The organism is Halobacillus locisalis, from assembly GCF_013694105.1.
GTDB lineage: Bacteria > Bacillota > Bacilli > Bacillales > Halobacillaceae > Halobacillus > Halobacillus locisalis.
In genome coordinates this window covers 104,916-124,756 of the sequence record NZ_JACEFG010000001.1, presented here as the reverse complement: position 1 = coordinate 124,756, position 19,841 = coordinate 104,916, and the positions used below count along the sequence as shown (strand labels likewise).

Sequence of the window (19,841 nt, the reverse complement as noted above, 5' to 3'; positions counted from 1 at the left end):
TATGTCGTCTCCTTTAACGCTATCGTTTATCAAACTTCTTCATTAATTGCTCTTTCGTCCACGTGTTGATGACCGTATCTTTACGTAACCATCCTTTTCTCGCGGCTCCTACACCGATTCTCATATGTTCAAGCATCGAATAATTATGGGCATCCGTGTTGATGGCAACTTGAACGCCCTCCTCTTGTGCTCTCATTAACCATTGCCACGTTAAATCAAGTCGGTTAGGGTTTGCGTTCAATTCTAGAATGGTTCCCGTCTTCTTTGCGCCTTGGATCAGTTGTTCAATCGAAATGGCATACCCATCTCGCCGTCCAATGAGACGTCCTGTCGGATGGGCAATCATATCGACATACGGATTCTCTAAGGCTTCGTTCATTCTTTCCATAATCTTTTCTTCCGATTGTTGAAAACTCGAATGAATGGATGCAATGACGAAATCCATCTCTTTCAGGAAATCGTTGCTGAAGTCTAAGGAAGCATCCGGTAGAATGTCCATCTCCACTCCTGCAAAAATATGAAAATCGTTCATTGATTCGTTTACTTTCTCAATTTCTTCTCTTTGCATACGCAATCGTTTCTCATCCAGTCCATTGGCTACCCGTAAATATTTGGAATGGTCCGTGATGGCGATATAGTCATACCCTTTTTGCTTAGCTCTCTCAGCCATCTCTTGAATAGACTGCGCACCATCACTCCATGTCGAGTGCATATGCAAATCGCCTCGGATATCATTCAGGTTCACTAGGTCTACCGGATTTTTAAACTTGTCCACTTCACCGTAGTTTTCACGAAGCTCCGGTGGAATGAAATGGAGGTTGAAGTGTTCAAAAAAAGCTTCTTCCGATTCAAACGTCTTCACTTCTCCTGTTTCCGTATTCTCGATTCCATATTCACTAATCTTTTCATTTTGTTGTTTAGCCAACTGCCTCATGGATACATTATGATCTTTGGACCCTGTAAAATGATGAAGGGTTGTCGCAAATTCTTCCGGTGCGACAATTCTGAAGTCAATGCCAATATCATAAGTCTCGCGTACAACGACGGACACTTTCGTTTCACCGGACGCCACCACTTCTTTAATATCCGGATACTCCAGCAATTCATCTCTTGTGGCTTCCGGATCCTCAGAAGCGATAATGAAATCCAGATCCTTCATTGTTTCACTCATGCGCCTCATACTACCAGCTTGAGAGAAACGTGCGAACGATTGAGCTTCACTCAGGAATCGTTCTATTTTTTCAGCCAACGGAAGCATGATCGCAATCGGTAGTCGTTCAGGACGACTATGAGCATCTTCCAATGCCTTAAGCATTTTTTCAGCTGACTTCTTTCCGAACCCTTCTAATTGTTCAACCTTCCCTGATTCCAATGCTTCCTTCAAGGAGTTTGAATCTGTAACACCTAGTTGCTGATACAATTTAGCGAGTTTCTTCCCACCAAGGCCTTGAAGATCCAACAGTGGAACGAGTCCTTCTGGAACTTCCGCTTGTAACTGCTTTAACGTATCGGATTCTCCGTTTTCAATGTATTCATCAATCACAGCGGCTGTTCCTTTGCCGATTCCTTTCATCTTAGTAAAGTCTTCGATCTCACTAAGCGAACGATCATCGCGTTCTAGTGCTTGAGAAGCTTTTCTGTATGCGGATATTTTAAATGGGTTTTCACCTTTTAGTTCTAAGTAGACAGCGATGCTCTCCAATAGTTTAATCACTTGTTTTTTATCGATCGACATCATTGATCTTCTCCTTTATGGGTTAATGACGAAAAAAAGCCGCCATGATCTAAATCATAGCGGCTTTCATTCAAAACGCATCTTTACTTCCATCAGCCAGCTACATGTTCAATCCATAGTGTTCTCAACTGATCTGAAAACACTGGAGTATGTTCAATCATCAATTGGGCAATCAATGAGCCATCCAATGCATTCTGTACCATTTCTAAAGGAACAAGTGCCGCTATGTATAAAATCACAAACATGATCACATAAGTCTCCACAAATCCAAGAATACCACCGAGCACACTGTTTAATGAATTCAGTATTGGCAATTCTGAAACGAAGTCGAGCATAGAAGCAATTATATGTAAGATAATCTTCACACCAAAAAATAACGCCGCAAATGCAACCGCATTATAGAAAGCTTGTTCTAAAGGCAGATTCTCAACAAATACAGCCCATGCCGTATCTTCTGGTAATTCAGGGTAAGGAACCCATAGCGTTAATTTCGGTGACAAATCATCATAGTATAAAGCAGCTACGATAAAAGCAACAATGAATCCGATTAAATGGAATAGTTGTAAGATGAATCCTCTTTTCAATCCTGTTAATACACCAATTAGTAAGATAAATAATAATAATAAATCAATCATGATTCTTTTTGTCCTCTTCCTCTTTCTTTTCGATATAGTTCATCAATTCCGTACATTCTTCTTTAAGTTTTATATATTCATTCATTGTATTCACAGCTGTCAATACGGCAAGTTTAGCCGTATCTAAACTTGGGTTGGCTTCATGAATCTCACGCATCTTCTGATCGACAAGGCTGGATACCATACGGATATGATGGGGCTCTTCATGACCAACTATAGTGTAAGAACGTTTATTGATCTCCACTGTAATTCTTTTTTTCTCATGGTCTGACTGCGACACGTTCATACCCCCTAGTTTCTCAATCCTAAACTTAATATTAACATGAAGTTTTCCAATTAGGAAACCGATATGGATGTTTTTCGCAAATGTTCTTTTTACTAGTGCGCTTTGTTATAATGAAGAGATGTAGGAAACAATGATTTCAGTCATGAAAGGATAGACTTATGCCACAAATTGTACTTACGATTCCGAAATCTAAGTTGGATTCCATGAAAAAGCATTATGACCGCCAACTAAAAGCGACGCCCGCAAACGCATACTTTGCAGCGAAGACTCCTTCCTGCACCATCACAGCTTACTTATCCGGGAAGGTCCTGTTTCAAGGTAAGAGCCCGGAAACAGAGGCCAATCAATGGGGCAGCGCTCAGTCAACTGGAAGTAAGCCGAAGAAAACGAAAGAAACCCATGCCTTTCACCCTGACCAATCTTTATTCACTAAATCCCACATCGGATCGGATGAAGCAGGGACAGGCGACTACTTCGGACCCATAACTGTTGCCGCAGCTTATGTTCAAGAGCATCAAATTTCGCACTTGAAAGCCATAGGTGTGAAAGACTCGAAACACCTCTCCGATGCGCAAATCACCGACCTTGCCAAGAGGGTTGTCGAGCTTAAGATCCCTTATAGTTTACTTCGTCTACAAAACAAGAAATATAACCAATGGCAACGCAAAGGGTGGTCACAAGGCAAGATGAAAGCTCTTCTCCATCACCAAGCACTCAATAAAGTGTTAGAAAAAATAGAGCCTGAGAAACCCGAGGGCATCTTGATCGATCAGTTCGCTCAACCGACTGTTTATCAGAAGCACCTCAGAAGTGAAGGATATCAGTTACAAGATAACGTCTACTTTATGACAAAAGCAGAAAGTTACTCCATCGCCGTGGCTGTCGCCTCCATCATTGCGCGTTCAGCATTTGTTAAAGCTATGAATACACTTGAATTCGATACAGGTTTACCGATTCCAAAAGGAGCCTCTTCGAAAGTGGACAAGGCAGCAGCAGCCGTTATCCGGCATTATGGGGAAGATAAATTAGAGGAGCTTGCGAAAGTGCACTTCGCTACTACGCAAAAAGCCAAAAAACTTGTATAAAAAAGTGTACCGGAATAATCCGGTACACTTTTTTCAGGCTGTTGAAGAAGGTTCTGTTAAATCATATAAGAATGCCGTGGGATGGAAAACGACTCGCTTCCTGCGGGGGAGCCGGCAAGCCTCCTTGTACGTTAACACTCTCTGTGGGGTCTCGCCTGGTTCCTTCTCCCGCGGGAGTCTCCCCGTTTTCCATCCCGCTATGCTACAAGTAGTGGAAACAGAACCTTGCCAAACAATGGCGTTTATCCGTAGAAGCCCTTCTTGTAGGTGATTTCAATAGGTTCACACTTCCTCTCGCAAGGTGGCGTGGAAACGGCGACACTCCTGCAGGATCCTGAGGCTTGGGTGAGATCCCGCAGGACGCGAAAGCGATCCGAGGAAGCTCACCGCCTCCTGCGGAAAGGGAGTCGTTTCCACGCCACCGGACCCTCCTCACCTTTGAAGAACCGAAAGTACCTTTCTCAGGCACTCTAAAAAAAGTGTACCGGCATAAACCGGTACACTTTTTTTCCTGACTTAACTTCTTAGTTCTGCTGCATGTTGATCTTTGACTGATTGTAAAATGTGATTGTGCGCTTCTTCCACTTCCTGATCTTTCAGCGTACGCATCGGATCGAGATAAAGCAAGTTGAAGGCTAATGACTTCTTCCCATCTTCCAAGTGTTCTCCTTGGTATAAGTCAAACACACGTACATCTTTGACGAGAGGAGCACCCGCTTCAGAAATAGTCTCAGCAATCGCTCCTGCTGCGACATCCTCATCTACGACTAGAGCAATATCTCTAGATACAGATGGATAACGTGGGATGGCCTGGAACGCTTCTTCTTTGGTATATTGCTCCATCAACTCTTCAGCATTCAAATCAAACACATACGTTTCTTTCAAACCGAATTCTTTTTGTAGTTTCGGGTGGACTTGACCTATGAAACCGACTTCCTTATCGCCTGCCTTAATAATAGCTGTGCGGCCTGGGTGCATCTGTGGAAGTCTTGATTTTTCGTACGTGAACGATATATCTAATTGTTCACTCAGCCCTTCTACAATTCCTTTCACAACAAAGAAGTCCACCATCTTCTTCTCTTGTTGCCATGGGTGAGCTAACCATTCTCCTGTTAATGCACCAGAAGCACGCAACACTTCTTTTGGTTGTGTGCGGACTTTTTCTTCGTCGCTGATGAAGACTGTTCCGATCTCATAATAAGCGAGGTCGTTTTGTTTACGAGCTACATTATAAGAAAGCGACTGAAGAAGTTCCGGCAGAATACTTAAACGCAAATGACTGTGTTCTTCACTCATCGGCATCGCAAGACCTACAGGTGAAGCCGCTTCACGTTGGACTTCTGGACTTACCAGCATCTTAGCCCAAGGTTCTTTCGTTAAGGAATACGTAATCGTCTCGTTTAATCCAGCACCTTCAAAATACGTCTTCATCTTACGCTTTAGTTGTTGGTTGAGAGATAGTCCTCCAGCTTGATTTGCACCTGCTGGTAGAGTGAACGGCAGATTATCATAGCCATAAATTCGAGCAACTTCTTCAAGCATGTCTTCAAAACGCTCAATATCCCCGCGGCGTGTCGGAACCGATATATGGAAAGCTTCGCCGTCCTGAACGAATGTGAACTGTAATCGGCGAAGGATTTGACCGATTTCTTCATGAGAAATGTCTGTCCCTAGACGCTTGTTGATGAGACTCGTTTCTATCGTCACTTGTTTTTCAGAGCGATCTAACTCATCAAAGCTCACGACATCACCTAACACCGTGCCATTGGCATACTTCTGTAATAACTCACAGGCACGTTTGCCGGCACGTTCTACTCGGTTAGGATCTACGCCCTTTTCAAAACGCGTGCTCGATTCACTGCGTAATCCATGATCTTTTGAAGATTGACGGACAATAGAAGGGGCGAAATAAGCGGCTTCTAAAATCAACGTTGTCGTATCGTCTTGAACTTCTGATTTTGCTCCTCCCATTACACCAGCAATAGCGTGCGCTTCCTCGCCGTTTGTGATGACTAAGTGATCTTGAGTTAAAGTCCGCTCCTGATCATCAAGAGTGGTAATGACTTCTCCATCATTCGCTCTGCGAGTCACGATCGTCTTTGTGCCGAATCGGTCATAGTCAAAGGCGTGGAGAGGTTGACCATATTCAAGTAGCACATAGTTAGTAATATCGACGACATTGTTGATCGGACGGATGCCGGCAGCTGTAAGTCGATTTCTCATCCATAAAGGAGCGGGTCTGACTTCTATGTCTTTTATCACGAACGCCCCGTAGTACGGGTTCGCCTTTTCGTCTTCTACGTTAACAGAGATGTAATCAGAGGCCGCTTCTTCAGACTCTTTCACATTCTCTTCTGCTAATGTATAGCTTCCGTCAATCGCCGCGGCGACCTCATAAGCGACTCCCGCCATGCTCAATGCGTCTGAGCGGTTCGGCGTTAAGCCAAGTTCAATGATTTTATCATCGAGATTAAGCAAGGAGATTGCGTCCTCACCCGCTTCAACGTCGTCAGGAAAGACGAAAATGCCCTCTTTATATTCTTCAGGCACCTCTTTTTCGTTGACGCCAAGCTCTTGTAAGGAACAAATCATTCCATTGGACGCTTCGCCACGAAGTTTAGTCTTCTTAATCTTGAAGTTTCCAGGAAGAACAGCGCCTGGTGTGGCAACAGCCACTTTTTGGCCTTGTGCGATATTGGGAGCACCGCAAACAATTTGCAATGTCTCTTCCCCTACATCGACTTGGCAAAGAGATAGCTTATCCGCGTTCGGGTGTTGTTCACAGGACTTTACATACCCTACTACGACACCTTGAGCCGCCTCGGCTACAGGCTCCACACTTTCAACTTCTATTCCTGTCTTTGTAATGATTTCTGCTAATTCTTCTGGTGTATAGTCGCTTACATCAATATAATCTTTCAACCAGTTTAATGATACGAGCATCAGTCGTCTCCTCCTTTAGGCTTTGTGGTATTGTTTTAAGAATCGTGCGTCGTTTGTGTAGAAGTTCCGGATATCATCGACACCGTATTTCAACATGGCGATTCGTTCTGGTCCCATTCCGAATGCAAATCCTGAGTATTCTTTCGGGTCATACCCAGCCATTTCAAGTACGTTCGGGTGCACCATTCCACCACCTAAGATTTCAATCCAACCTGTTTGCTTACAAACCGAACATCCTTCTCCTCCACATACTTTACAGGAGATATCCATTTCAACAGACGGCTCTGTAAAAGGGAAGAAGCTTGGACGAAGGCGAATATCACGATCGTCACCGAACATTTGCTTCGCGAACGCATTCAATACACCTTTCAAGTCACTCATTCGAACATCTTTGTCTACAAGTAAACCTTCAAGCTGAGTGAACTGGTGAGAGTGTGTTGCATCGTCGGTATCACGACGGTAGACTTTCCCTGGGCAAATCATCTTGACGACTTCACTTCCGTCTTTTTGCCCCATTGTCCGTGCTTGTACAGGGGACGTGTGGGTACGCAACAGAAGCTCTTCCGTTATATAGAAGGAGTCTTGCATATCACGAGCAGGATGACCCTTCGGCAAATTCAATGCCTCGAAATTATAGTAATCCGTTTCCACTTCCGGGCCTTCTTTGATTTCGAAACCCATTCCGATAAATAGATCTTCAATTTCCTCTACAATGCTAGTCAGCAAGTGCGGTCCACCTACTTGAACAGGTCGTCCAGGAAGCGTTACATCAATGCTTTCTTCTTCCAACTGCTTTTCTAACGCTTCATCTTCAAGGCGCGTTTGCTTCGTCTCAATCGCTTCTGCAATCTGTTCACGTACATCGTTCGCTAATTGCCCGATGACAGGACGCTCTTCTTTCGAAAGTTTCCCCATCCCTCTAAGTACTTCTGTGATAGGTCCTTTTTTTCCTAAGTACTCTACGCGTACGTCTTTCAATCCTTGAACATTTTCTGCTTGTTCAACCTTCTGCAAGGCTTCTTGTTTTAACTGCTCTAAACGTTCCTTCATGATTTCCTTCCTCCTTCAAGAAAAATAAAAAAGTCCCATCCCTTAAAAAAGGGACGAGACTTGTATGGTTGTTTCGCGGTACCACCCTTGTTGACACATTATTAGTGCCCACTTTGGATTGAATAACGACATCAATGCCGGACCTTCTAAAGGTCAGCTCAAGAGTGAAATTTCAATCATTGCCACGATAGAAGCATTTCCAGTCTATGATGCTTCTTCCCTGAATCGATGATGCAAAAATTTACTTTGCTCTGTCTTCGCTTTTGGGTATGTGATTCTAACTAATTTTAAATTATAGTCAATGACTCACGAATTTGCAAGCCTAGCTTCGCAAATGATACATAAGAACAGCTGATGCGATGGCGACATTCAAGGACTCCGCTTGTCCATATATCGGAATATACACGCGCTCATCAGCCAATGCTGCGACAGAATCATCGATCCCTTGACCTTCATTGCCCACGATAAGGGCGACTTTCTCAGGTACATTTAAGTTTTTGTAAGGGGAAGCGTCTGATAAAGTGGACGCCCAAACGTGTGTCCCTTTCTCTTGAAGCTTCCCTACATAATCTTGGATATCTCCCTGGAATATAGGTATGTGAAACAAGGAACCTTGTGTGGCGCGGATGACTTTATCATTATATGGATCGACCGTGCCTTTTCCTAAGATGACGTGATCGAAACCTGCTGCATCGGCCGTCCGAATCATGGTACCAAGATTTCCAGGGTCTTGGACAGCATCTACGATCAATGTCCACCGGCCTGGTTCATAGTCGAATGATCGCTGCTCCACGACAGCTGCAATTCCTTGTGGCGTTTCGGTTTCCGCGATCGCATCAAACACTTGACCGCTCACTTCTGTTGTAGGAATGTCAGCATCAGACTGTATTTCTACACCTTCGCGTACAATCAATTCTTTAACAAGAAAATCACTCTTTATGACTTCCTCAACCAAATGGAACCCTTCGACGAGAAAAGCTTGTTCTTGGTTACGGTATTTTCGCTTATGTAGCTTTTTCCATTCTTTCACTTTGTTGTTCTGTATTGAAGTAATCATATTTTTCCCTCATTTTTTAGTTCATTTCTGTGTTAATCATACATAGCTATCTCCTGTTTGGTCAAACTAATGCTGATGAAATGAATGATTTTAAGGAGGGATGAACAGATGAACTTGAATTTACGTCAAGCCATTCTTCAAAATGTCAGTGGGCACGACGCAAGCCAACTACAAGCAACGATTGACGACGCGTTGCAAAAAGGGGAAGAAAAAATGCTTCCTGGTCTCGGTGTGTTCTTTGAACTACTTTGGGAAAACTCGGATGATCAAGAACACCAGGAGATTCTAGATACACTTGAAAACAGCTTGAAGCAAATGTAAAAAGAGCCAACCCGCGTTGCCGGGCTGGCTCTTTTTTTTATTAGTTGAATGTAATTTCGTTGACTTTCTCTGCGTCTAAACCTTTGATCACTTCAACGATTAGGTTGACTGCATTGTCGAAATCATCACGATGTAGCATCGCTGCATGAGAGTGGATGTAACGTGTTGCAATCGTAATGGAAAGTGCCGGCACTCCGTCATGACTCAAGTGAATAGCACCGGAATCCGTTCCTCCGCCTGCAAGAGAATCGAACTGATAAGGGATTTCTTTCTCATCTGCTGTATCTGTAACAAAATCACGCAAGCCTTTATGAGAAATCATAGACGCATCATACAGAATGATTTGAGGGCCTTTACCCATTTTGCTAGAAGCATCTTTATCAGAAACTCCTGGAGTATCTCCCGCAATACCTACGTCTACACCGAATGCGATATCCGGATTGATCATATTGGCAGCTGTACGAGCTCCGCGTAGTCCGACTTCCTCCTGAACCGTTCCGACACCGTACACCGTGTTCGGGTGTTTTTCACCTTTTAGACGCTTCAGTACTTCAATAGCAATGGCGCAACCAATACGGTTATCCCAAGCCTTGGCTAGCAACATTTTTTCGTTTTTCATTTGAGTGAACTCAAAGTAAGGCACTACGGAATCACCAGGTTTCACTCCGAATTCTTCAGCCTCTTCTCTACTAGATGCGCCGATATCGATGAACATATCCTTGATTTCTACCGCTTTTTTACGTTGTTCTGCTGGTAGGATGTGAGGCGGTTTAGAACCGATGATTCCAGTGAGATCGCCTTGACGCGTCATGATTGTCACACGTTGAGCGAGCATTACTTGGCTCCACCAGCCACCCACTGTTTGGAAATAAAGATAACCGTTGTCATCGATGCGTGTAATCATGAATCCAACTTCATCCAAGTGGCCCGCAACCATAACGCTTGGCCCTTTTTTGTTCCCGACTTTCTTAGCGATTAAGCTACCCAGGTTATCGGTGAACACTTCGTCCGCATAGGGAGAAATGTATTTTTTCATGACGTCGCGCGCTTCTCTCTCATTGCCCGGAACACCTTTAGCGTCCGTTAAATCTTTCAACATGGTCAATGTCTCGTCTTTCTTGAACATATGTAATTCATCCTCCTTTTAAAGTCCATCTTCTATTATAATACGTTTAAAGCGATTTCACAAAAGAAGGGGTCTAGTATCCTTCCTCTTGTCTCTTATAATTCACTTCGTTCTTCGAATAATAAGCCTCCATAATCTCGTTCTCATCCAATCCAATCGTTTCCCCTAGCTTCAGAAATGACGTAAACAACTGTTGATAAGCATCACGCTCTGGGACTTTTCTAAAATCATCAGCCGCTGCATATGTAGCTAAAAAGCCTTCTGTTATAGAGCCGTACCTTTCAACTTTTTGTGGTTGATAACGAATCTGAATATCCAAGCCCAATGACAACAAAAAATGCAGTCCATCCACATATTCCTCGACAATCACACCTTTTTCACTTGGTGCTTTTACACTCCAGAACTTGAAGCATCGTGTCTCGTTTGCTAATTCTCCAAGCTCGACGAGAAAGGCTAACATTTTCTCCTCTGTTTTTTCACCTTTCATTAAGTCGTGTTGCGTTTCAATATACTGATCCAATTGCTGCTGCATATCGTATAACAAGCCCCAATTCATCTTCATACACCCCTTACTAAAAATATCTTTCATAAATGTATCATTTTTTGAAACAAAACGACACGGTCATACGTATGTAAGCTAATAACCCATAAATAGGGGGACAAACGATATGATCATCATTCTATTTCGCTTGCTGCTACTCATTGCGATTGCGTTTCTTATGTACACCGCTTATAAGTTTATCATCAATCCGAAACGAAAACTTGATTTAGCTCGTGAGAAGAAAGAATTCTACTTCCATGACAATAAAGAAAATACAAAAGAGAATTTTTTAATTACCTATAAAGGCCTTGTTTTCGAAGGGGAGAAATACTTGGGTACCACAGATCATGCTTTTGAAGTTGTCACCATTAACGTAAGTGCCAAGGACCCTCAGCAATTACAAGGGTTGGACCGTGAAGATATTTACTTTATGGAGCAAGAAATCCTTATAAGGTACCCATACGCTTCTATTGAATGGAAGTATCCGGTCAATCGTTTGATCATTAAGCCAGTTAAGGACGACCATTAAGGCGGGCCACGTACTTAATCAACATAAGAAAGGAACACTACCCTTACAACTAGGGAAAGTGTTCCTTTTTTCGTCTATGGATTGGTTTGAAAGAAGTCACTCCACAGCACAACTTCGTATTTCTTTCGTATGAAAAAACAAAGCCCGATAAGCCCTCCAGAGAATAACACCATAGCCGGTATCGAGAATAATGTGATCCACTGCCCTACAGACGTATAGACGACTGCTAGAGGGAAATTAGCAAATAGGGATGATTTCGTATATTCCTTAAAATCCGAGCTTATTTCAAGCAAGCAATACGACAATAAATGAAAATGAATAAACGGTACTAAGCGAAGGATCGCCACCTGCTGGACCGTCAAATTTGAGTTTCGTTTCAACCACTTCTCTTTAAGACTGCGTAGCCTCTTTAACCCTGAAGGCAGGACTCTGATCATCCTATAAAAAAGCAAGCTCGATAACATGGTCCCAATAATTGAATAGGCTGTGCCAGCAATCGGACCGAATAAGACGCCACCTGTAATACAGACAAGCATAACCGGCAAAAATAGAAATGGCCGCAATAAATGAATCGCGATAAATAAGAGCGGTGCCCAGGCTTCTTGATGTTCCAACCATTGAAGGATCGCTGATGATGTCTCGCCCATTCCATTCCCCTCCCTGTCTACATCTTATGAACAGGGAGGGCCGACTAGAACATTCTCTCTACATACAAAAGCAAAGATAAATAGATAATGGAAACCCCCGGAAGCCCGATCGCGAAAGATGTATGTTTGGTCTTATGCCGGAACAAGCGCATGGCAAGCCAGCCTCCAATAGATCCCCCTAGGAAGGCGACCACCCATAATGTCTTCTCGCTGATTCTCCATTTATCAGTTTCTGCCCTGCGTTTATCTATCCACATGAGGATATACATCAACACGTTCATACCTAAAAACAAGATCAATAAGATTTGTATTAATATTGGCATCCAATTTACCTCCTTTCATCGGTGTGCTTTACTTTCGGTACAGAAAAAGCCATTTCCTACCGAACGGAAATGGCTTCTTAAAGTGTACTCACCTTCCGGCTTTCCCTTTATCTGATTTATTTTAGAGCAGCTTTAGCTTGCTCAGCTAGACTTGCGAAACCTTGTTGGTCGTTAACAGCAAGATCAGCTAGCATCTTACGGTTCATTTCGATACCTGCAAGCTTCAAACCGTGCATCATACGGCTGTAAGAAAGGTCGTTCATACGTGCTGCAGCGTTGATACGTGCGATCCACAGTCTGCGGAAGTCACGTTTTTTCTGACGACGGTCACGGTATGCATACTGACCTGATTTCATTACTTGTTGTTTTGCAGTTTTGAATAGTGCGTGTTTTGAACCATAATAACCTTTTGCTAATTTTAGGACACGGTTACGACGCTTACGTGTCACTGTTCCACCTTTTACTCGTGGCATGGTAATCCCTCCTATATGTTTCTATCTAGATTAGTCTTTTGGAAGCATGTGCTTGATGCGGCGGTAGTCTCCAGCAGAAACTAGTGCATCTTTACGTAGTTTACGTTTTTGCTTCGTAGATTTGTTTGCGAACAAGTGGCTTGTGAAAGCGTGAGAACGTTTCACCTTACCTGTTCCGGTCTTTTTGAAGCGTTTTTGAGAACCTTTGTGGGTTTTCATTTTTGGCATGTGAATTTCCTCCTTTTACTTTTTACAGTTGCCTACTTCTCAGCAAGAGGAGCAAGCATTAAGAACATACTGCGCCCTTCCATCTTAGGCTTTGTTTCGATTTGGGCAATATCGTTACATTCTTCAGCCATACGCTCAAGAACTTTTTGTCCCAATTCTTTGTGGGTAATCGCACGTCCGCGGAAACGAACAGATGCTTTAACCTTATCGCCTTTCGATAGGAACTTACGAGCATTACGCAGTTTTGTATTGAAGTCGTGTTCTTCAATGTTCGGACTAAGGCGCACTTCTTTAACCTTAATGACCGTTTGGTTCTTACGAGCTTCTTTTTCTTTCTTCTGTTGCTCGAAACGATACTTTCCGTAGTCCATGACGCGGCAAACGGGAGGTTTAGCATTTGGAGCTACCATAACAAGATCTAGATTCGCATTTGCGGCAATGTCTAGTGCTTCGTTACGTGATTTAATTCCAAGTTGCTCACCATTCACATCGATCAAACGGACTTCACGGGCACGAATTTTTTCGTTAATGTTAACATTTTCCTTGCTAATATTGAGCCACCTCCATCGTATTAGAGAAAACTTATAAAAGATCTGTCATCGACAAGGTTTTGAAATCATAAAAAAAAGCGTCGGTACACATAATGCACCCACACTTATCCTGTAATATCAAGGGATAGTGACCTGCCAACTGCTCTACGCGTCGATCAGGTGAGAAGCGGGTGCTTCTACTTGTCTCTAGATCCGTTCATTCATTTACCTAAACAATCATAGCATGCCTACGTGTTCGTGTCAACAATAACTCGAACGTGTTCATGACTACCTTTACTAGACTAAGGTATGACCAGCAAAAAATCAAGGGGTTCTTGCTAGAAGTTTAAGGAAGGGACCGCAGTACCTTGGCCTGAGTTAGTGTGTTTGCTGTTCGAATGTGAGGCGATTGTCTGAAATAGTTTCGCCTTTGTCCGATTACACGTAGCAAATGTCCTAATAAAAGACGTTTGCCTGGAATAACGCCGGCTTTGTCCCATTACCTTTCACAAATGTCCGATATGGGTAACCATTCGTCCTAATCCGCATAAGGTGGTCCCCCATCATCCCCGTAAATCAAAAAAAGCCGTGAGAGACTCTCCACTCACGGCTTTCAATGACTTATTTACGCAAAAGCTTCAGATCGATCTCGTTTCGAATTTCTTCTTTGAACTTCTCGACCGATTTTGTTTCTGAATCTTGTTCTCCATAACGACGAACGTTAACAGCGTCATCTTCAATTTCTTGGTCACCGACGACGAGTTGGAATGGTGTTTTCTGCATTTGGGCTTCACGGATCTTGTAACCGATTTTCTCATTACGATCATCAAGTTCAACACGAACACCCGCTTCACGGAGCTCATCCTCTAACTTCTTCGCATAGTCAAGGTGGGCATCAACAGACACCGGAATGATTTTCGCTTGGACTGGAGCTAACCAAGTTGGGAAGGCACCTTTGTATTCTTCAATCAAGAAGGCTACAAATCGTTCCATCGTCGATACGACACCTCGGTGGATGACGACTGGGCGATGGTCGTTTCCATCTTCTCCAACGTAAGTTAAATCAAAGCGCTCTGGCAAGTGGAAGTCAAGCTGCACTGTGGAAAGCGTCTCGTCTTTTCCGAGAGCTGTCTTCACTTGAACATCAAGCTTCGGACCGTAGAACGCCGCTTCGCCTTCTGCTTCTACATACTCAAGCTCCATCTCTTCCATTGTTTCCTTCAACATCGCTTGTGCTTTGTCCCACATTTCATCATTGTCGACGTACTTCTCTTTATCTTCCGGATCACGATAAGATAGGCGGAAGTAATAATCATTCAAACCGAAGTCCTTGTAAACTCGCTGGACAAGGTTCACAACACGCTTGAATTCATCTTTCAGCTGGTCTGGACGCGCAAAAATGTGAGCATCGTTCAACGTCATGGCGCGTACACGTTGAAGACCGGCTAGGGCTCCTGACATTTCGTGGCGGTGCATTGTGCCGAGTTCAGCAATACGGACCGGCAGATTACGATAGCTATAGAACTGATTCTTGTACACCATCATATGGTGCGGGCAGTTCATAGGTCTCAGGACAAGGTCTTCGTTATCCATTTCCATTGTCGGGAACATATCATCTTTATAGTGATCCCAGTGTCCACTTGTTTTATATAAGTCAACATTACCTAGTACTGGCGTGTACACGTGGTCATACCCTAGACGTTCTTCTGTGTCTACAATATAACGTTCGATTGTACGGCGGATTGTTGCGCCTTTCGGTAACCATAATGGCAAACCTTGACCGACTTTTTGATTCACGGTAAAGATCTCAAGTTCTTTACCTAGTTTACGATGGTCTCGTTCTTTCGCTTCTTCAAGTAGATGCAAGTACTCTTCAAGGTCGGCTTTCTTTTCAAAAGCAGTTCCATAGATACGCTGCAGCATTTTGTTATCACTGTCACCGCGCCAATATGCCCCTGAGATACTAAGTAACTTGAAGATTTTGATCTTACTTGTTTGCGGTACGTGTACACCACGGCATAGATCAAAGAACTCACCTTGTTGGTAAAGTGTGACTTGTTCCCCTTCAGGAATATCGTCAATCAACTCAAGTTTCAAGTCGTCACCGATTTCACGGAACTTCTCTTTTGCTTCCTCTCGTGACACTTCTATACGTTCAACTTCAAAATTCTCATCAACGATGCGCTGCATTTCTTTTTCAATCTTCGGCAGGTCTTCAGGTGTTAGGGAAGTCTCCATATCGATATCATAATAGAAACCACTTTCAATGACTGGCCCTACCCCGAACTTCACATCACCATACAGACGTTTGATCGCTTGAGCCATGAGGTGAGCTGTCGAGTGACGAAGCACCTCAATACCTTCTGGGTTCTTATATGTCAAAATCTCGATTGATGCGTCCTGATCAATAGGACGTCTGAGATCGTACGGCTCTCCATCAAGCTTGATGGCAAGAGACTGTTTCTTTAAACCTGGAGAAATCGAATGTGCGATTTCTTCTCCTGTCGTCCCTTGATCAAATTCTCTCGTATTGCCATCTGGAAATTTGATTTGAATCGCGTTCGCCATCTGTAACACTCCTTCTATATGAACTAAAATTAAAAAACGCCCGCCCCTTAGCAAAATCAGCTAAGGGACGAGCGTTATCACTCGTGGTTCCACCCAAAATTCCCGCACGTATGCGGCTTCATACATCTTTAACGCAGACCAGACGCTGCTCATTACTACATAATGGTTCACAAGCAGGGCTCCAAGGTGGTAAACATCTAAGTCGACACGAAGGAGCTTTCAGCCGATGACTCCTCTCTCTACTCATGCGTATCTTAGTGATCATGTCCTTTTCTAAGCCGTTTATTATTAGATATGTAGGTATTATATCCATAATAGATCATGAAATCAAGACATTTCGAAAGGAAATTCTGCAAGAGCTCGCCACGCGGCTTTTTCTTCAAAAATATTCATCAGCAATTCCAGCGTCGAGTCGGTTTTTTTATCCGAATAGATAACTAATTCATCTGGTGCATGCACCAAAGCGGCGGTCACAGACCAGCTTTTCGGCAAATCATTGACAGACTCATCGGGGTACTGTTTTAAGTAGAGTTCTGTTTCGGACGGGCTGATCGGATTTCCTTCATCATGATAATAATGCAATTCACCATCATCAAGAAGGTGCAACCGCCTCACACCTGTATCCCTGTACTGAACACGGCATCTCCATGAATCCAAAAGCAATTGATAAGACTCTTCTTGCTTGTATTCATCGATTAGATAACCCGTGTATTCAATCAATGGTTCATGAAGGCTTTGCAGGCAAGTGACCACGAGTTCATCAAAGGCTAGATTGTCCCTCTCCTCAACTTCATTCTCAACTGTCGCACGAAGTCGATCCAAGACAGGTGGCAAGGCAATCCCCCTAGGGCATTCATCTTCGAATTCCCGTCCGATTTCTAAAATGCGGTTAATCTCCTGCTGATCCGTATAATAATAACGATACTTAAGAATACCTTCTATCCACCCCAGCCACTTACGAGCGCGAATCAACTCTACGAAAGCATGGATCATATCTCGATACGTATCATCTGATGAATCGCCTTCTAAGAGGTTGACTTCGAATCCATCCGTCTGCTCTTGTAATAACCAGCATTTATACTCACGTACGACGGTATTATAAAAAAAGCGTGCTTCCAAGTGTTTGGAAAACCGGATACAAACCACTGCATTCCCCCCTCATCCCAACGTTCCTATCCATGAATCCTTTTACCCTGATGGTAAAAAGCATGATGGTCTCTAACATAAGTTCAGGTTCTCAAATAGGTATAGGGTTGTCTATTCCATCTTATATTTATGTGAGGAATTCAGGGTTCATGCTTGAATATCAACTTTTTATCCGCCGTGATCAAGACTGAATTTTATTGACTAGGACCTCCGGTTTTCACCATTTACGACAACTGTCTGGCTAAGTTGCCGAATTCGTTCCGTAATACGTTGCGCTTTTACTTTGTCTACATCACCACGGTTACTCGTCATCAGTACTTTCTCCAAGTCTTCCATACTATAATTTGAGCTGAAGAATACAGGAAGTCTCTCCATCATTCGGTATTGCAAAATGGACCCTAAGACTTCATCTCTGAACCAGGCTGATTGGGACTCCGCTCCAATGTCATCCAGCATCAATACCGGAACCTCTTTGAACGCTTCGATCTTTTCGTTAATAGAATCATTTTTGATTGATGCTTTAATTTCCCTTACAAATTCGGGCATATAGATAATCATCGAAGGGATGCCTTTATCACTCAGCTTATTCGCAATGGCTCCAAGGAAGAAGGTCTTCCCTACACCGAATGGACCGTGAAAATAAAGACCTTTGCTCGGTAACTCATCCGTCAGGTTTTCTATATAGTTAAACGTTTGTCTTACGGCCTGCCCTCTAGCTGGATCATGAGGGTCAATGCGCTCCAATGTAGCCTCTAATATTTCACGCGGAATGTGCAGACTCTTGATCAAGGACTGCTGCTTCTCTTGTTGATCATGCTTTCGTTGTCTACGACATTTATCATAAGCCAGTTTGATTTCTTGACCTTCCACTTCAACCCTAGGCACATATCCAGGCAGCATATTAATGCATTCATCACGAGACGGACACTTTTCGCAGTTTTTGGATTGCGACTGATATTCATACAACTTAATCAATTGTTTATTGATCGCTTCATCAGTCAAAGAAGGGTGTTCCTCACGCAGCGCTTGTACTTCTTTTGCTTGAAGAACTTCACTTTGCATCTGGGTCATGCGTTTTTGGAATTCTTTATGATCTTTCATCCATTTTTTCAGGGAACTTTGAATCGGCTCCATTCGCTTTCACCTACCTCTTCATTCAATTTCCTTTATTCGTTAACCGTTTCAACTGTTCAGCTAACTCGTCCGTATTCACCGCTTCATCTTCCGTCGGCTTCGCTTCACGCCTCTTCTGTTTATTGAACCATTCCGGAATCACTTCATCCTTGGCCCCTTTGCGTTGATACGTTTTTTGCTGCCCCCACTGTTGGTACTTCTGGTGTTCAGCTGTTGCAAGATTCATGGCTTGATTTACGGTCTTGACATTTTTTCTCGCCCAATGACTCGCGATTTTCTCAACATATGGTTTGGATAATTTCTGGTCTGTCCTCAACATCACATAATGCACAAGAACGTTCATCACGCCAGGGGTGAGGCCTTGTTCGGTCATCACATCACGTATCACTTTCAAGTCTTGATCAGCCGCATGATTGCCTCGTGATAAGTCTTCCAATAATTCTCGAGGTGAGATCTGCTCAAAACGCTCCACTAACTGATCACGCTTACTCTTTTTTTGATTGGATGGCTCTGATGGTTTCACTTTATCTCGTAAGTCTAGTTGTTTGTCCTGGTTCGGCTTCGGTTTCTCTTTCATAAAATCATGACACGCCGTTTTCAACTCTTCGATGACAAGCTCATTATTTTCGTCGATCGCCCATGTGACGGCTTTTTCTAATTCCAGCGAAGTCAGGTTGTACAAGGAAGCTAGTTGAGTAATGAGACGCTTGTTATACCCCGTCAACACCTTCTCGCTTATATACATCTTTTGCTTAAGAGATTGATGTAACCATTCGAAGTCCACACGATCATTTTGAAGAGATGGTCCTTGAGCTTTAGTAGATTGTCCATTATTCTCCACTTTCTCACGTACCGGAATGGGACCACTGGTCACAGCGTGAAAGACTTCGTCAAAACTGGCCGTCACTTCCTCATAAGAAGCTAAGGAAGGGTCCGGACGCACCAATTTCGCATGCAATCGTTGGTATTTATCTTCCCCAATTTCATGATGAAGCAGTAACGACAACATATCATCACGAAGGAACTCCTCAGGTGGAAAAGGGGGGTACAACGTGTACACATATTCGGTTTGAGTATCTACGGTCGATTGCTTGAACGTACGAAGTAACCCGATTGCTTCCAGCTGTTTTCTCGCTTCATAGATTTGGTCCAACGGTGCTGACAAATAAGACATAAGTGTATGATGGGACTGTACTTGTTCAGCATCTGTCATTTCGTATTCCGATACAAGCGTTTGATATAAAGCGACAGCCAACCTGCCGATAATCGGCTGATACAAGTGCGTCAATGAACGGTGCGCTCCTTTAGGCAACTCGCCACGCTTTGTAAGCTTAAATCCGTCTACCGGTAACAATTTCCCAATGGATGAATTCATGCTCTTGCCACCTCCTAATGATTCTTACGGAACGGCCATTCCATTGCTGAAAACCTTAAACAACATCTCAAAAGAGTCAACGTAAGGTGCTGTTTAAGACTTTCCATAG

Annotated in this window: 20 protein-coding genes and 2 other annotated features; of the genes, 3 read left to right on the top strand and 17 right to left on the bottom strand. The window is 43.3% G+C overall.

Annotation, left to right across the window (positions count from 1 at the left end; genetic code table 11):
* Positions 1–19 precede the first annotated feature (19 nt).
* The 3 genes from polX to zapA form a co-directional block, all read right to left on the bottom strand.
* Positions 20–1,735 (bottom strand): DNA polymerase/3'-5' exonuclease PolX, encoded by a 1,716-nt coding sequence (gene polX / locus H0266_RS00590; protein ID WP_181470459.1) that lies wholly within the window; start codon positions 1,733–1,735, stop codon positions 20–22.
* 92 nt (positions 1,736–1,827) lie between these two features.
* Positions 1,828–2,370 (bottom strand): CvpA family protein, encoded by a 543-nt coding sequence (locus H0266_RS00585; RefSeq protein ID WP_181470458.1) that lies wholly within the window; start codon positions 2,368–2,370, stop codon positions 1,828–1,830.
* Entirely contained in the window at positions 2,363–2,656 is a 294-nt protein-coding gene (zapA, locus tag H0266_RS00580; RefSeq protein WP_181470457.1) for a cell division protein ZapA, read from the bottom strand. The genes H0266_RS00585 and zapA overlap by 8 nt, the downstream gene beginning before the upstream one ends.
* A 158-nt stretch (positions 2,657–2,814) precedes the next feature.
* Here zapA and rnhC point away from each other — a divergent pair, with 158 nt between their 5' ends.
* Positions 2,815–3,741 (top strand): ribonuclease HIII, encoded by a 927-nt coding sequence (rnhC, locus tag H0266_RS00575; RefSeq protein WP_181470456.1) that lies wholly within the window; start codon positions 2,815–2,817, stop codon positions 3,739–3,741.
* Positions 3,742–4,257: 516 nt separating this feature from the next.
* Here the strand turns inward: rnhC and pheT are convergent.
* The 3 genes from pheT to H0266_RS00560 form a co-directional block, all read right to left on the bottom strand.
* The gene (gene pheT, locus H0266_RS00570; protein WP_181470455.1) at positions 4,258–6,684 is read right to left on the bottom strand and encodes a phenylalanine--tRNA ligase subunit beta; all 2,427 of its coding nucleotides are present in this window, start codon (positions 6,682–6,684) and stop codon (positions 4,258–4,260) included.
* Between the two features lie 15 nt (positions 6,685–6,699).
* Positions 6,700–7,734, bottom strand: coding sequence for a phenylalanine--tRNA ligase subunit alpha (pheS, locus tag H0266_RS00565; protein WP_181470454.1), 1,035 nt, complete (start codon positions 7,732–7,734; stop codon positions 6,700–6,702).
* A gap of 46 nt (positions 7,735–7,780) precedes the next feature.
* Positions 7,781–8,001 (bottom strand) — a binding site (T-box leader).
* A 55-nt stretch (positions 8,002–8,056) separates the two neighbouring features.
* Entirely contained in the window at positions 8,057–8,791 is a 735-nt protein-coding gene (locus H0266_RS00560) for a TrmH family RNA methyltransferase (RefSeq protein ID WP_181470453.1), read from the bottom strand.
* Between the two features lie 108 nt (positions 8,792–8,899).
* Here H0266_RS00560 and sspI point away from each other — a divergent pair, with 108 nt between their 5' ends.
* Complete coding sequence (gene sspI / locus H0266_RS00555; RefSeq protein WP_181470452.1) at positions 8,900–9,112, top strand: small acid-soluble spore protein SspI; 213 nt, start codon at positions 8,900–8,902, stop codon at positions 9,110–9,112.
* Between the two features lie 40 nt (positions 9,113–9,152).
* Here sspI and H0266_RS00550 read toward each other — a convergent pair whose 3' ends face one another.
* Positions 9,153–10,238, bottom strand: coding sequence for a M42 family metallopeptidase (locus tag H0266_RS00550; protein WP_181470451.1), 1,086 nt, complete (start codon positions 10,236–10,238; stop codon positions 9,153–9,155).
* 73 nt (positions 10,239–10,311) lie between these two features.
* The gene (locus H0266_RS00545; protein ID WP_181470450.1) at positions 10,312–10,794 is read right to left on the bottom strand and encodes a dUTP diphosphatase; all 483 of its coding nucleotides are present in this window, start codon (positions 10,792–10,794) and stop codon (positions 10,312–10,314) included.
* A gap of 112 nt (positions 10,795–10,906) precedes the next feature.
* Here H0266_RS00545 and H0266_RS00540 point away from each other — a divergent pair, with 112 nt between their 5' ends.
* Positions 10,907–11,308, top strand: a complete 402-nt coding sequence (locus tag H0266_RS00540) for a sigma-w pathway protein ysdB (protein WP_181470449.1) — start codon at positions 10,907–10,909, stop codon at positions 11,306–11,308.
* A 74-nt stretch (positions 11,309–11,382) separates the two neighbouring features.
* On the opposite strand, the gene H0266_RS00535 is transcribed toward H0266_RS00540, so the two are convergent.
* From H0266_RS00535 to H0266_RS00495, 9 genes are all read right to left on the bottom strand, one after another.
* A complete protein-coding gene (locus H0266_RS00535; RefSeq protein ID WP_181470448.1) occupies positions 11,383–11,955 on the bottom strand; it encodes a TVP38/TMEM64 family protein in 573 nt (190 codons plus the stop codon).
* A 44-nt stretch (positions 11,956–11,999) separates the two neighbouring features.
* Positions 12,000–12,278 (bottom strand): DUF1294 domain-containing protein, encoded by a 279-nt coding sequence (locus H0266_RS00530; RefSeq protein WP_181470447.1) that lies wholly within the window; start codon positions 12,276–12,278, stop codon positions 12,000–12,002.
* A 116-nt stretch (positions 12,279–12,394) separates the two neighbouring features.
* Positions 12,395–12,751 (bottom strand): 50S ribosomal protein L20, encoded by a 357-nt coding sequence (gene rplT, locus H0266_RS00525; protein ID WP_181470446.1) that lies wholly within the window; start codon positions 12,749–12,751, stop codon positions 12,395–12,397.
* A gap of 30 nt (positions 12,752–12,781) precedes the next feature.
* Positions 12,782–12,979 carry a 50S ribosomal protein L35 gene (gene rpmI / locus H0266_RS00520; protein ID WP_035509568.1) on the bottom strand — a complete coding sequence of 66 codons (198 nt, stop codon included), beginning with the start codon at positions 12,977–12,979 and terminating at the stop codon, positions 12,782–12,784.
* A 32-nt stretch (positions 12,980–13,011) separates the two neighbouring features.
* Positions 13,012–13,572, bottom strand: coding sequence for a translation initiation factor IF-3 (infC, locus tag H0266_RS00515; RefSeq protein ID WP_343063229.1), 561 nt, complete (start codon positions 13,570–13,572; stop codon positions 13,012–13,014).
* A gap of 23 nt (positions 13,573–13,595) precedes the next feature.
* Positions 13,596–13,718 (bottom strand) — a sequence feature (ribosomal protein L20 leader region).
* 412 nt (positions 13,719–14,130) lie between these two features.
* Entirely contained in the window at positions 14,131–16,077 is a 1,947-nt protein-coding gene (gene thrS, locus H0266_RS00510) for a threonine--tRNA ligase (RefSeq protein WP_181470445.1), read from the bottom strand.
* Between the two features lie 327 nt (positions 16,078–16,404).
* Positions 16,405–17,196 carry a sporulation protein YtxC gene (gene ytxC, locus H0266_RS00505; protein WP_246363574.1) on the bottom strand — a complete coding sequence of 264 codons (792 nt, stop codon included), beginning with the start codon at positions 17,194–17,196 and terminating at the stop codon, positions 16,405–16,407.
* A 228-nt stretch (positions 17,197–17,424) separates the two neighbouring features.
* The gene (gene dnaI / locus H0266_RS00500; protein ID WP_181470444.1) at positions 17,425–18,357 is read right to left on the bottom strand and encodes a primosomal protein DnaI; all 933 of its coding nucleotides are present in this window, start codon (positions 18,355–18,357) and stop codon (positions 17,425–17,427) included.
* A 22-nt stretch (positions 18,358–18,379) separates the two neighbouring features.
* Positions 18,380–19,732, bottom strand: a complete 1,353-nt coding sequence (locus H0266_RS00495; RefSeq protein ID WP_181470442.1) for a replication initiation and membrane attachment family protein — start codon at positions 19,730–19,732, stop codon at positions 18,380–18,382.
* Between the last annotated feature and the right edge of the window lie 109 nt (positions 19,733–19,841).